Below are 12,620 nucleotides of genomic sequence, written 5' to 3' on the forward strand. Positions count from 1 at the left end.
GTGACCCGTCACCCTTGGGACGGAGGTCCGCCCGATCGGTACTTGTCCCCGAGACGCTCCTCCCAGTGGAGGTAGCGGACCATGTCGGCGTGCGTTCGCCGCAGCTCCTCGGGTCCGTGTCCCACGAGATCGGCTTCCTCGCGCGCCTGGAGGAGGTTGATGTCCGCGCCGTCGGATCCTTCGGCGAGTGGGTGCCCGCCGGTCGCCCATGCGGTGACACCGCCCTCCAGCACACGAACGCGGGAGTACCCGATCGCGCGGAGGGTGGAGGCCGCCAGAACGGCGTGCTCCTGGTCGTCCGACACGACGACGACATCGTCCATGGCGACGACGTGCCGTCCGACGCGACGCTCCAGGTCGCCCCGGGGCACCCACACGGCGTGTGGGATGTGTCCGGTGATGTAGTCGCAGCTCCGGCGGACGTCGACAATCCGCCGCGGTCGGACGGCACTGTCTGGAGAGAACATTTCCTCGACGGAGATGAGGCCGACTCGGTCACCCGCCGATGCCCGGCTCTCGGCATCTCCCGCCCGCTCTGCGTTACGGCCGTGGGTGGTGAGCGCGCCCGCTCGTCGCCACTCGTTCAAGCCGCCACGGAGCCAGACCGCATGGGGGTATCCGATTCCGCGCAGCGTTCGGACGGCGAACTTCGAGCGAGTGTCGTCGTCGGAGTAGCACACGACGAGGGCCTGCCGCACGGGCACCGTGTCGTCCAGGTAATTCGTCAGTTGCCCTGCCGGGCACGACACGGCGCCGGCTATCCGCTCCTTCTCGAACTCCGGCCGGGTGCGGACGTCCAGGACGTAGAGGAGATCACCTTCGTCGATGCGTGACAGCAAGGGCTCGACATCGATATGGCCGAGCCCCTCCGCATCGGCTGCCCGGCTCGCCAGTGAGGCGGCACGTTCGCGGGCAGCCGCCGTGGGGGCGGGCAACGGGCGTGGATCCGGGCCCTGTTCCAGTTCGCGACCCGACATCAACCACGCCATCGTCCCGTTCTCCAAGGCCTGGACGTTGCCGAGTTCGAAGCTGATGAGCAGATCCGTTCCGACGATGCTGCGGGTCCGGCCGGCGCAGTTCACGACGACAGTCTCGGGAGGGGCGTCGCCAAGGAGTTGGGAGAGCACGGTGGTGGTCAGCTCCCCGCCAGGAACGTTGTGTGCTCCGGCGATGTGTCCCTCCGCCTCGTACTCGGCGGGATCGCGCACGTCGAGGAGGAGGACGTTCCGATCCTGACGCAGTTCTTCGAGTTGGTCCGGCGTGATCTGCGGGATCCGCCGCTGCACCGCGAGGCGCTCTCCGTAGTCCTTGCCAATCACGTTCACTCCATAGGCCACTTCTTGGCCTTCGGCCTTCCATGTGGCGAGTCCGCCAGCTAGCGTCCGCACGTCGGTGTAGCCGAGGTCGGCAGCCGTCGACCGGGCGAGGGAGCTTCGGTGGCCGTCGTCGCAGTAGAAGACGATGGGCACGTCCCGCTTGCGGATGATCGTCGGCAGTCGCAGTTCGAGCTGTCCGCGCGGCAGGTTCGTGGAGCCTGCGATGTGGCCGAGAATGTATTCGCCTCGCTCCCGCACGTCGAGCACCGCGTGGGGTTCCTTCGAGGCCAAGAGCCCGACGAGGTCTGGTACCGAGAGGTCGGCCTGTCCTGTGGCCTTGTGGGCAGGAGGCATGTCAGAAGCTGCCTTTCAGAGGGGAGCTGAGGACGACCCCGCTCGTCGGCGCCGCATGAACCTCTTCGTGCAGGAACAGGAAGGCGCCGCGGCGCAGGACGAGGTTGACGCGGCCGCGCTCTGGTGGACCGGATGCCGCTTTCGGGGTATGGGCGTCGAGGACGACGACGTCCGCGTCCATGGATCGGCGCAGGATGCCTTTACGGTCATCGATTCGAGCCGCCCGAGCGGGACCGCCTGCCAGCAGCTCGGCGATCCGTTCCATGGTCAGTGCTCGTCGCGTCTGTGCTTCGGCCATGAGGAGCGTGAACGGTCCCGGGCCACGTGGTGTGTGGTGGGCCACGAGGTCGATCGTCCTGTCGGCGATGGCCTCCCAGATACTCTCCGGCCGGCACCAGAGCACGTCAGTGGAGACCTCGAGGCACACCTCGGCGCCGTTGACGGACTTGGCTCGGCCGGCCCGTCCGAGGGATTTGGGGGTCACATGGCTGACGACCACGAGGACGGGACAGCCCGCGCAGGCCTCCGCCCAGGCACTGAGCTGCTCGCCGTGGGCCGGAATCCGGACCGTGCAGTGCGACAGCTCGTCGAGCAACTCGGGTGTGGGGTCGGCCGCGTCCACATCGAAGACGCGCACACCGCGGCCGCGGGCTTCGCGGACATGTCCCGGCTCCGTCGCGGGGCCGATCCGTGCGATCAGGGCCAGGTCGAAAACGCTTTCGGGGAGCGCGAAGGCATCGATGGCCTCGGCCGGTCCCGCGTCGATCAGGGCGGTGGTGATGCCGTCCAGGCACAGTTCGACGGGGGCGTCGGGCAGATAATCCACGGGCGTCACCACTCCCGGGATCACATGGCCGCCGGAGGCGTCGATGGTCCGCCATGCCTTTGTGGTGACCGGAAGTCCGGAGACGAGCCCGGCGTCGAAAGTCAGCCCGTCGGCGGCGCACCCGGCGACGGCCCCGGCAAGTCGCCCGTTGACCAGTCGGCCGTCGAGTGTGCGGGTGGGTGGCCTCTCCATGGTCGGCATGTCAGCACGTCACCGTGTACATGGAGAGGTAGTCCTCGACGGTCTGACGCTCCAGGTCGTACTTGTGCCTGAGAGTTGTGTCGAGGTCCCCGCCGTAGACATGGATCGAACAGGACGGTGTGTCGCTCGGGTTGTGGATGAGGTGGATCTCCTCCTCAGGCGGGATGATGTGCATCACCGCACCCGGGAGGTTCTCCGCCTGGCCGGTGAACTCCAGTTCGGCGTGGCCGGGCCGGGACCCGTCGTCCAACCGGCGGTAGCGGGATTCCTGCTCCACGCCGTGTGCGACGCCGACGAGACCCCAGATCACGTGGTCGTGAATGGGAGTGCTGAACCGGGGCGGGAAGATCGTGGCCACCACGGTCCACGACTCGTCGGGGGCCTTGGCCAGCATGTGGGTCGTGTCGCCGCCCGCTCGGTTCGGCACCAAGTAGCGATCGTCGAGCCAGCTCATGTCCGACACGAGTCGCGCGAAGTGCGGCTTGGCCGCCGTCACGATCGTCCGGGCGTCGGGACGTCCGTCGATTGTGGAGTCCTTGACGATTCGGTCGAGTTGCTCGGTGAAGGCGTCGAGAGGGGCGACGCCCGTTCGCTTCTGAGGCATGGATGCGCTTCCTCGTAGGCCGCGGACCTGCTGTCCGCGTGTTTGAACGAGGACTCTGGAGCAGGTGACAGCCGTCTGTCAATAGTGACAGACCCTTGTGTTTCTTGACAGGGCTTAGCGATGTCGAGGAAGGTGGATGCGTGCAGAGTGCGATCGACATCAAAGGAGGGGCGCCGCGCTGGTTGCGCGACAGCATCGCCGAGGCGATGCTCGCCTTTATCAACGACGCCGGCGAACCGGTCGGAGCGCGACAGATCCGGGCCGGACTGGCCGAGTCCGGCCATGACCTCTCTGAGTCGACGATGGCCCGGCGGCTACGCGATCTGGATGCTCACGGATTCACCAGGCAGGTGGGCTCCAAGGGCCGCGTGGTCACCGCGCAGGGGGCGGAGTCGGTGGCCCGGATTCGCCGCAACAGCCGCGGGGCCCGTCTCATCGCCGCCACGGACATCCGCGACGCGGATGATCTGCTGAACCTACTCAAAGCACGGCGGGCCGTCGAACCGGAAGCCGTCAGGGACGCGGCCGCGCACACCACGTCCGACGATCTCGACGACCTTCGCGGACTCCTCGAGACCCACCGTCGCCAACTGCAACAGGGGGAACCCGTACAGCCGCTCCTGAGCATGGAGTTCCACCGGCGAGTTGCCGAGCCGGCCATGAATCCCCTAGTGCGCGCGATGCATCGGCTCGTGCTGGACACGAACCTCGAGCATGTCGACACCACACTGGACGTGATCCTCAGTGCGCACCACCACAGTGAGTCGAGTGTGACGGCTCATCAACAGATCATCGAAGCCATCGCGCGCAAGGACGATGTCCAGGCCGGAGAACTGATGCGGGAGCACGTGACGAACCTGCTCGAGGAGACGCAGCAGTTCATCGAGGCCCACGGCTCCGACCTCGTCAGCCACCTGCTGTTGGGGCACGGACACAAGGGGCAGTGACCAACCCGGCAGCCGAGGCGCCGGGTTGATGACACCGGGGCACAGCCCTGGAAAACCCACCTGCCCCAGACGCCTCGGGTCGCCGGGGGGGTGTTCAGCTGAGCGGCGTCGCTCAGTGGGGGACGAGTTCGAGGCGAACGGTGCTGTCGTAGGAAACGACCAAAGTGCGCCCTCCAGGCGAGGTCCATTTTGAAGGCACCAGGAACAGTCGGTTGTTCGCCTGGACGAGGAGGCGCAGGCCTTGGTACCGGTACCGGAGCTCGCTCCCCGGGCTCGGTGCGAGCTTCGTGCCGCTGGCGCCGGCGGGGAGGTCGCGCAGGGGCACCTTGGTGTACAAGATCACTTCAGGCCGGCCGGGCAAGGAGTCGGCGTCGTCCAACGCCCTGCCCAGCCCATAGGCGGCGGCAAAGCTGTTGGCGGTCCAGAACGCGCTGGCGATGAGGAGGAGGGTGATCCACGCCATGGCGTCTATGTGGACCGGTCGTGGGAGGTCATACCTGTCGGGCTACGGCCCTACGAGGACACTGTCGCGAAGGCACCACCCTCCCCACGGGACAGCCCTTAGGGACTCGGTGGTGTTGGCGCACCACGCGGCCGGCGGATGAAACCCGGTGGGCCCCGCCAGCAGGACTGACGGGGCCCATGAGCGCCGGTTCTACGGGTCGACCGGTATGTACGGGATGCCGCTGGTAATAATGCAGGACGGGGTCTGTCAAACGAACGGGCCTGGCTCATATCCGGTGGTGACGCGCTGTGATGACCTGCAGGGCGGGCGCTTTCGATGCCGCGGGCGGTGATCAGGGCTTCTCGGCGTAGTGGACGGCGCCCTGCCAGTCCACGATCACGACCGTCTCGTCGCCGATCACCCAGGCGTCGTGCCCCGAGGGCAGCACGGTCAGATCCCCTGCCTTCGCGTCGAACTCGGTTCCGTCGGCCATGTGGACGCGGGTTGTGCCTGATACGTGGTATTGGAAGTGCGGTGCCTCGCACCACTCGGTTCCTGCCAGGGGTTTGACGTCCTGGGACCAGCGCCAGCCCGGCTCGAGCACCAGGCGGCCGATGGTCCCGCCGCCCACGTTGAGGATCTCCGCGCGTCCGTGGTCGAAGGTGCGCACCTCGTCAGGCTTGCTGAAGTCCAGGTGTTCGACCCGCTTGGCCGCTTCCGCGGCTGCGGTCGGTGTGCCTTGCGGCCTCGCGCCGCCGCTCTCCTCGTCCCAGGCCTGAAGGCTGGTCTGCGCGGTGATCTGCCCGTTGCGCAGGTCCAGCATCGAGGTGGCCAGCACCGTCATGCCGTCTGGGTAGCGGCAGCGCTCGAGGTAGGCCGCGTGGCTGCCGTCGGCGGAGACGACGACCTGCTCCAGGCGGTGTTCCATGTCCCTGCTGCACAGTTCGTCGAGGAACTCGCCGATGGCGGAGGTCCCGGAGATCAGGTGCGGGTGGCTCGGCTGGTCGCGCCGGTCCACTACGGTCATCTGCGCGTGCTCCGCGTACAGGCTCCGCATGGTCGCGGCGTCGCGCTCCTCGATGCCGCGACGCAACGCCTCGACGTCGAACGTAGGCATGTCCTGCATAGTCATCGGGTTACCCGCCCTTCCTACGCGTGGTTCCCTACCGACAACGGTCCTCGCCGTGGGGCGCACGGTCAATTCGCAGGCCGTTGGACGATCCTCCCCGGCGCCCCGTGTCTCTCGCCGGTCTTCGGCGTCCACACGGACGACCTCGACGGTGACTGAGGATGATCCTTTGGAGTGGACACCCTGACAATGCCTCTTGAGGGTCCAGGGAGGGATGTCCAGGTGGGACGCAAGTCTCCGTATCCTGAGGAGGTCAGGAAGGGCACCGTCGCGCTCTACCGGGCCTCGGCCGTGAAGAGCACGTATGCGGCCGTGGCTGCGGATCTTGGCATCACCGCGGAGTCGCTGCGGACGTGGGTGCGCAAGGACGAGGCCCAAGCGGTGTCCCTCGGGTGAGGCGTCCCCGCTCACTGTGGAGATCACCAAGGGCGACAAGGCTGCGATCAAGGGTGTGCGCATGGCGGGAGTTGAGCGTCTGGACTGACGGCCCCTGGAGGTGAAGGGGAGGCATGGCCCCTGCTGGCTCGTTCATCTGGGGGGCCGGGAACAGGTGGCGCGGCAGCCAGGCGTAGACGCCCACGAGCAGCGATAGCGGGCGGGCGGTCAAGGGCGTCGATGGACCGCCTCTTCACCGCCGAGTGCCCCGTCGGTCCGCGGGAACCACCGGCAAGCACGCGGTGCGACGGCGTCCGAATGGTCCCGCAGCAGACAGGCCAGGTCAACCGACCGGCTTCAGGTCGGTGATCTTGTGGGTCCTCAGGTCGGACTGTACGGCGATCTTCGTGACCTCGGCGTTCTTGCTGTCGCTCCAGGTCAGGGTGACCAGGGTGGTGGCGCGCCCCGCGCCGGATCCTGTGTAGGCGACCTGCCACTTCACCGGGATGTTCTGGGCGAACAGAATGCCGTCCGCGTGCTCGCTGGCCTCGTAGGCGGCCACCTTCTTCCGGGCCGCGGTGGACAGGTAGAAGGCCTTCAGCGCGTTGGCCTGGGTGCCGGAGGCCGGGTCCTGGCCGTCCCAGGCGGCGTCGATGTACGCGCCGTAGAAGTCGGCGACGCGCTGGATGGCGTCGCGCGGGTCGCCCTGGACCGCAGAGGCGGACGCCGTATGGGCGGTGGCACTGTGGGCCGCACCGGTGCCGGCCAGCGCCGGTGTGACTGCGGTCAGGGAGAGGGCCGCCGCGACGGCGGCGGAGGTGATCAGGGTGCGGCGGCTGCGGACTCGCATGGACATGTGGCTGTTCCCCCAGTCGGTGGATGGCTGTTGTGGCACGTAGGACTGCAGACGCACCGCAAGCGGTTCCGGAATGTCCTGGAAAACTGTCACTATTCCGAAACACGAAAAAGGGTTGTGCCGCTTATCGGCCACTCGCCCGCCTGAGCTTCCCCCGCTGTGTGGGAAGTACCGACTAGGGCCAATACCAGTGACTTTGGTGGGTTCTGGTCGTTGGGTGGGTTGTGTCAAGGCCGGGTCAGGTGAAGCGTCGGGGGTTGATCGGTTCTCGGTCGGATCGCGTTGGGGGTGCCCTCAAACGAGCCGAGCACCACAGTCCACCACGGCCAGACACCCCCACGGTCCGGCTGGTCGGGCCAACCAGGGCCACTTCAACCAGCCGGAAAACAGCCTAAATCACCGGTATTGGAACTAGACCGTGTCGAGGTGCACCGCGGGCCTGCAGCCAGCTGCGGGCCCGCACCGCCGTCGCGAGCCCGGCGCCGGCAAGGCCCGCTCCCTCCGTTATGCGGGTCGCCCCCCGGGGCCGGCGTGCGGCGTGGTTGGCGGCGCGGGCGGCTGGAGTGGTCCTGCATACCGTCCTCGCCGTGCTGGCGGTAGAGGCTCGCCCAACGTGCGGCGGTGGTGTGGCTGACCTGGCGATCCGGGAGGTCGGTCCCCGGAGCGGCTCCCACAAGGGGCGCGAGCCGGATGCCCATACTCAGAGGGTGTGGCGGACGCCGTCTCGTCGTCCCTCAGGTCGAAGTTGGCGCGCGCCGTGTCTTCGAGGGCCGTCTCCAGGCCGAGCATGCCCAACTCCCGTATATAAGTGCCGAGATACCGGGGAACGTGCCCCAGTCGCGCGGACCGCGCATCCTCGGTCGCCGAGATGGGTCAGGACGGTCACGACCGTGCCGGAAGGTGATCGCCCACTGCCTTCGCCGACCTGGGCTTCGACGTCGATGCCGGCCCGCTGTTCCAGACCCCTGCGGAGGTGGCGCGGCAGGCAGTCGAGGCTGATGTGCACATCGTCGGAGTCTCGTCCACGACGAACTGCTCGAGCGGCTACGGATCCACCCGCCGGTGCGGCGGGAGGTTCGTGGCGCTGACGCGATGCCTGACCAGTGCGGTGCAATTGTGCATATATGATTCGCATGTGGACTATTTCGGTGGATTCCGGCGTCATAAGGGCAACCTCCGGGAGGAGCTGGCGCTCCTGGCACCCCTGGTGCTGACCGCCATCATCACTGTGCTGGCCTTTGTGGCTCCGAGTTATCTCTACTTCAGCCGCTTTCTCTCGCTCGCCCCCGCTTTCGCCGCCTCGGTGTGGCCGGTGGTCGGAACCGTGGCCATCGGCGTGCTCGCCGCAGCCATCGAAGTAGTGATCGCCGTGGCCACCGGCTATCCGACCGAGTCGCGCACACACCTGTTCACCCTCGCGGTGATCGCCGGCGCCACTGTCGCGGCCGCCTACGCCAGTCATGTGCGCCAGCAGCGGGAACAGACCCTCGCCGACGTCCGCTCCGTCGCCGAGACGACCCAGAAAGTTCTGCTGCGCCCCATGCCGCACCGCCTCGGCCGCTTGGACATCGAGGCTCTGTACCTGGCCGCCGCGGCCCAGGCCCGGGTCGGCGGCGATTTCTACGAAGCACTGGAGACAACCCACGGCCTCCGCCTGATCATCGGAGACGTACGCGGCAAGGGCCTCCCCGCGGTGGGCATGGCTTCAGCGATTGTCGGCTGCTTTCGGGAAGCCGCGTACGACGAGCCGGACCTGGCGCGGCTGGCGTGCCGACTGGACGTGAGCATAAACCGCTACACCCTGCTGCTGCCCGGCGACCATACGGAGTACTTCGCCACGGCCCTGCTCGCCGAGATCCCCGACGACGGATCGACCCTGGAGATCGTCAACTGCGGGCACCCCCCTCCGCTGCTGTTCCGCACGGGAGGGGTCCGTGAGGTCACCCCCACAGCGCCCTCACCGCCCATCAACATGGGTGCACTGCTCGGGAAGGACTACCGCATCGACACCGTCCCCTTCGCCGCCGAGGACCAGCTGCTGCTCTACACCGACGGCGTCACCGAGACCCGCGACCACACCGGCGCGTTCTTCCCGCTGGTGCAGCACGCGGCCCAGTGGAACACGGACTCCCCGTCCCAGCTGCTTGAGCAGTTGCACAGGGACCTGCTCCGCTACAGCCGTGGCCGTCTCGACGACGACATCGCGGCAATCGCCGTCCGCGCGGCGGCCACTAAGGCGTCGGCCAGGACGTGAAACGGGCCGGGCTGATCGGCGCCGGCATGTGCCCAGCGCGTGCGTGATCGACTACAGAACGCGAAGGCCTCCGCCGGTGTCCCGACCGCCGGACTCGGCGACGCGGTGAACATGATCGCGGGCCGCAGGCGGAGCATCATCACCGACACTCTCGGACTGCTGGTCGCGGACCCGGCCGCGGCCGCCCAAGCAGCGCAGCCCCCTTCGGGTGAGCTGGTATACGACCATCTGCCTGTTCAGCTCGGCGGGCGCGCCCGATGATCGAGTGGGAGAATGAACGGAGTCCCGATCACCGGATGGGGAGGGGACGCGCATGGAGATAAAGCCTCAGGCAGCCGTCATCCCCAAAGAGACAGACCATCTCGAACAGGGGAAGTACGGCCCCATTTTTCCTAGGACTCCGGCCTGTTACGGATTCACCATTGTGGCGACGGTCAAGCCCGGCCGAGCCGACGCCATTCGCGAATACGGTCGTGCGCTGGCCAAGGCGCTGGAGCAGGATCCCCATCTCCTCGCGCCGTTGAAGCTGCACTATTTGCGCTGGGTGCTCTTCGACGACGACACGCGCTTTATGTATCAGGGGATCTTCGACACCGACTTCGACAAATACACCGAGGACGCGATCGCGCTTTTCACGAAGGCTGGCGTGAACACGGCCTTCGAGAACCTTGAAGGGTTTCCAGAGGACTGGCGGACCAATCCCGAGGCGTTCATCAGGTTCGTTCGGGAACACCACTGTCCGAGCTTCATCGAATACGGCGAGTATCCGTATGTGACGGCGGACGAGATCAAGAAGGCTTTGCGGGCCAAGAACGCTCTGTCCGAAGTGCTCGACCAGATGCAATGAGCGCTGGTTGCGGCGCTGCTGTGCGAGCGGGCCGCCGTCCTGAGCACCCCCACGATCGGAGACGATCGAAATGAGCGAGGTCGAAACCGCGCGCACATACAACCAGAGGCACCTTCCGCGGAAGTACACGCCTGATGGCCGGCGGGTGAGTATCTATGTCTCGTGGAGCTATCCGGCCGAGGCGGGCCGGTACGCGACGGAGCTGGACAACCGCTTCTCGACCATGACCGAAGTCAGGCGGGTGGCGTGGCCGGCCTATGAGGACCCCAAGTGGTCCGACCTCCATCAGTTCCAGCAGGGCATCGCCGGGTCACTGGAGCTGTTCTTCTTGGCCTGGGTGCCGTTCCAGGACTTCGCCGAGGAGACGACGGGGCATCCTGTCCCGGTGTACCAGCACATCGATCAGGCCGGTTTCCACACGCCTCTGGACGAGCGTGTGCTGGCGGACACGGACGTTCTGTTCGTCTTCGGACTGGACCACATGATCACCGAACAGCATGCCCAACCAGAGGAGATTGAGGCTCTACGGGAGTTCCTCGCCCGCGAGGGCGTCAGCTTGGTCCTCGGCCCTCACCATGACGTGGGTGCGTCGGACGACCTGTCCGAGCGGGAAATGGAGTACCGCCACCACGGCGATCCCCTGGTACCCCGCCAGCAGCGGTTCGCCACCTACGTCAGAGACCTGATGAAGGGCCTGGGCGTGCCCATCGTGAATCGCTACGGCCTGCGACCCGCGACACGCGAGGGCAACCAGATCGCCCCTCTGTCCACGGTCAGGGACCTAGACACGAAAGGGTGGCTGGACGGAGTGACGAACTTCAACTTCCACATGCACCTGCCGCACTACGAGGTGACGACCGACGAGCCGGACACCATCCGCCTGCTCGCCAGGCAGCCCATCGACACGTCCAGGCCACATCCGTTCACCGAGGCCGGCAATACCGAATTCAACATGTTCCTGTGGATGCCCCCGAGCGGTGACCAGGCGGGCGACATACTCCTGGCGGATTCGACGATCTTCAGCTCCTTGTTCGGCGGTGATGACAGCCTGCGGAATTTCTGGCGCAACCTCGTCTCGAAGTAGTGCCGCAGGGAGGCGAACCGTGAGCGGGCCCGGGGAAGTCACACTGGAACTCGACGACATTCAACGCGGGATTCTCAGCCCGCGGCCGACCCCCTATGCCGCCACCTACCTCGCCTTCCGCGTCGACGACCCGGCCCACGGACGGGAGTTGATGCGCAGGGCAAGCGCGGTCGTGACCTCCGCCGCCGACTCGGCCAGCCCGCTCGGCGAGACGTGGGTCAGTGTCGCGGTCACCTCTACCTGCCTGGCGGCGCTCGGCGTGCCACGCTCGTCGCTGGACACGTTCGCCTGGGAATTCCGGCAGGGCATGGCCGCCCGCGCCAAAGCGTTGGGCGATGTAGGCGAGAGCAGCCCGGAAAACTGGGAGGCACCGCTGGGCAACCCCGAGGTCCATGTGGTGATCACAGCGGTCGCACCCGACCCTCTGCTCCTGGAGACGGCCGTGGACCGGGCTCGGCCAGCCTACGACAACCTCCCGGGTGTGACGGCGATCTGGCGTCAGGACTGCTACGCCCTGCCCACCGAGACCGAGCACTTCGGATATCGCGACGGTGTCAGTCATCCGGCCGTCGAAGGCAGCGGCATCCCCGGCTCGAACCAGCTCGAAGTCCCCCTGAAGGCAGGAGAGTTCATCCTCGGCTACCCGGACGAGCTCGGGGGCACCCAGACCCCGCTGCCGGATGCACTGGGGCGTAACGGAAGCTACGCGGCCTTCCGCAAGCTGCATCAGAGGGTGGCCGAGTTCCGGCGCTACCTGAAGGACAACTCCACCGACCCCAGCGACGAGGAACTGATCGCTGCCAAGATCATGGGCCGCTGGCGCAGCGGAGCCCCCTTGGCGCTCGCTCCGCGGTGCGACGACCCCGCCCTCGGCGCCGACCCGCACCGCCGTAACACCTTCCTGTACCAGCGGGACGACCCAGCGGGATTCAACACGCCCGGTGGCTGCCACATCCGACGGGTCAACCCCCGTGACACCTCGGTGGCCGGCGAGGTACGGCTGCACCGCATGATCAGGCGCGGTGCCGTCTACGGCCCGCCTCTAGCCGACGGAGTCCTGGAGGACGACGGATCGGACCGCGGCCTGATGTTCGCCTTCATCGGCGCACACCTCGGGCGCCAGTTCGAGTTCGTGCAGTCGGAATGGATCAACGACAGCATTTTCTTCGGAGGGGGCGACGCCAAAGACCCCGTCGCTGGATCCGCCGACGGCACCACCGGCTACACCATTCCCCGACGGCCGCTGCGGCGCCGCCTGGCCCCCCTGCCCCGGTTCGTCGTCACCCGCGGCGGTGAGTACTGCTTCCTGCCGAGCCTCAGCGCCCTGCGCTGGCTCGGCGATCTCCGCGACTGACGAAGCAGCGACATGTACCACGCCAAGG

General features: G+C 67.1%; 12 protein-coding genes and 2 pseudogenes. 7 read left to right on the plus strand and 7 right to left on the minus strand.

The features are described from left to right. Positions 1-8: 8 nt before the first annotated feature. The 3 genes from ACIHCX_RS16500 to ACIHCX_RS16510 form a co-directional block, all read right to left on the minus strand. Positions 9-1,670, minus strand: a complete 1,662-nt coding sequence (locus ACIHCX_RS16500) for a rhodanese-like domain-containing protein (RefSeq protein ID WP_400029849.1) — start codon at positions 1,668-1,670, stop codon at positions 9-11. A gap of 1 nt (position 1,671) precedes the next feature. Then, complete coding sequence (locus ACIHCX_RS16505; RefSeq protein WP_400029851.1) at positions 1,672-2,508, minus strand: hypothetical protein; 837 nt, start codon at positions 2,506-2,508, stop codon at positions 1,672-1,674. Positions 2,509-2,698: 190 nt separating this feature from the next. Then, the gene (locus ACIHCX_RS16510) at positions 2,699-3,301 is read right to left on the minus strand and encodes a hypothetical protein (protein ID WP_400029853.1); all 603 of its coding nucleotides are present in this window, start codon (positions 3,299-3,301) and stop codon (positions 2,699-2,701) included. A 140-nt stretch (positions 3,302-3,441) separates the two neighbouring features. On the opposite strand from ACIHCX_RS16510, the gene ACIHCX_RS16515 reads away from it, so the two are divergent. Beyond that, positions 3,442-4,248: an FCD domain-containing protein gene (locus tag ACIHCX_RS16515; RefSeq protein WP_400029855.1), complete on the plus strand. Its 807-nt coding sequence runs from the start codon at positions 3,442-3,444 to the stop codon at positions 4,246-4,248. A gap of 112 nt (positions 4,249-4,360) precedes the next feature. Here the strand turns inward: ACIHCX_RS16515 and ACIHCX_RS16520 are convergent, their stop codons facing one another. Then, entirely contained in the window at positions 4,361-4,711 is a 351-nt protein-coding gene (locus tag ACIHCX_RS16520) for a hypothetical protein (RefSeq protein ID WP_400029857.1), read from the minus strand. Positions 4,712-5,045: 334 nt separating this feature from the next. Then, the gene (locus ACIHCX_RS16525) at positions 5,046-5,810 is read right to left on the minus strand and encodes a nuclear transport factor 2 family protein (protein ID WP_400029859.1); all 765 of its coding nucleotides are present in this window, start codon (positions 5,808-5,810) and stop codon (positions 5,046-5,048) included. A gap of 234 nt (positions 5,811-6,044) precedes the next feature. On the opposite strand from ACIHCX_RS16525, the pseudogene ACIHCX_RS16530 reads away from it, so the two are divergent. Further along, a pseudogene (locus tag ACIHCX_RS16530) lies at positions 6,045-6,197 on the plus strand (transposase); the annotation flags it as partial. Positions 6,198-6,540: 343 nt separating this feature from the next. On the opposite strand, the gene ACIHCX_RS16535 reads toward ACIHCX_RS16530, so the two are convergent. Together ACIHCX_RS16535 and ACIHCX_RS16540 are read right to left on the minus strand one after the other, a co-directional pair. Continuing rightward, entirely contained in the window at positions 6,541-7,053 is a 513-nt protein-coding gene (locus ACIHCX_RS16535) for a hypothetical protein (protein WP_400029861.1), read from the minus strand. A gap of 524 nt (positions 7,054-7,577) precedes the next feature. After that, positions 7,578-7,691, minus strand: a pseudogene (locus tag ACIHCX_RS16540) (leucine zipper domain-containing protein); the annotation flags it as partial. Positions 7,692-8,188: 497 nt separating this feature from the next. On the opposite strand from ACIHCX_RS16540, the gene ACIHCX_RS16545 reads away from it, so the two are divergent. The 5 genes from ACIHCX_RS16545 (at position 8,189) to ACIHCX_RS16565 (ending at position 12,592) form a co-directional block, all read left to right on the plus strand. Next, entirely contained in the window at positions 8,189-9,307 is a 1,119-nt protein-coding gene (locus ACIHCX_RS16545; protein WP_400029863.1) for a PP2C family protein-serine/threonine phosphatase, read from the plus strand. 39 nt (positions 9,308-9,346) lie between these two features. Next, positions 9,347-9,568 (plus strand): hypothetical protein, encoded by a 222-nt coding sequence (locus ACIHCX_RS16550; RefSeq protein ID WP_400029865.1) that lies wholly within the window; start codon positions 9,347-9,349, stop codon positions 9,566-9,568. 52 nt (positions 9,569-9,620) lie between these two features. Further along, entirely contained in the window at positions 9,621-10,154 is a 534-nt protein-coding gene (locus ACIHCX_RS16555; RefSeq protein ID WP_400029867.1) for a hypothetical protein, read from the plus strand. Between the two features lie 70 nt (positions 10,155-10,224). Next, positions 10,225-11,238, plus strand: coding sequence for a hypothetical protein (locus ACIHCX_RS16560; protein ID WP_400029869.1), 1,014 nt, complete (start codon positions 10,225-10,227; stop codon positions 11,236-11,238). Between the two features lie 19 nt (positions 11,239-11,257). Next, positions 11,258-12,592, plus strand: coding sequence for a Dyp-type peroxidase (locus ACIHCX_RS16565; RefSeq protein ID WP_400029871.1), 1,335 nt, complete (start codon positions 11,258-11,260; stop codon positions 12,590-12,592). Positions 12,593-12,620: the final 28 nt, after the last annotated feature.

The organism is Streptomyces sp. NPDC052043 (genome assembly GCF_044548235.1).
In the GTDB taxonomy this organism is placed as follows: domain Bacteria; phylum Actinomycetota; class Actinomycetes; order Streptomycetales; family Streptomycetaceae; genus Streptomyces.

What these genes read in the sequence shown, in the direction of transcription:
- ACIHCX_RS16500 (WP_400029849.1), bottom strand. Translation starts at nt 1,670, where the DNA reads ATGCCTCCTGCCCACAAGGCCACAGGACAGGCCGACCTCTCGGTACCA.
- ACIHCX_RS16510 (WP_400029853.1), bottom strand. Translation starts at nt 3,301, where the DNA reads ATGCCTCAGAAGCGAACGGGCGTCGCCCCTCTCGACGCCTTCACCGAG.
- ACIHCX_RS16520 (WP_400029857.1), bottom strand. Translation starts at nt 4,711, where the DNA reads ATGGCGTGGATCACCCTCCTCCTCATCGCCAGCGCGTTCTGGACCGCC.
- ACIHCX_RS16525 (WP_400029859.1), bottom strand. Translation starts at nt 5,810, where the DNA reads ATGCCTACGTTCGACGTCGAGGCGTTGCGTCGCGGCATCGAGGAGCGC.
- ACIHCX_RS16535 (WP_400029861.1), bottom strand. Translation starts at nt 7,053, where the DNA reads ATGTCCATGCGAGTCCGCAGCCGCCGCACCCTGATCACCTCCGCCGCC.
- ACIHCX_RS16555 (WP_400029867.1), top strand. Translation starts at nt 9,621, where the DNA reads ATGGAGATAAAGCCTCAGGCAGCCGTCATCCCCAAAGAGACAGACCAT.
- ACIHCX_RS16560 (WP_400029869.1), top strand. Translation starts at nt 10,225, where the DNA reads ATGAGCGAGGTCGAAACCGCGCGCACATACAACCAGAGGCACCTTCCG.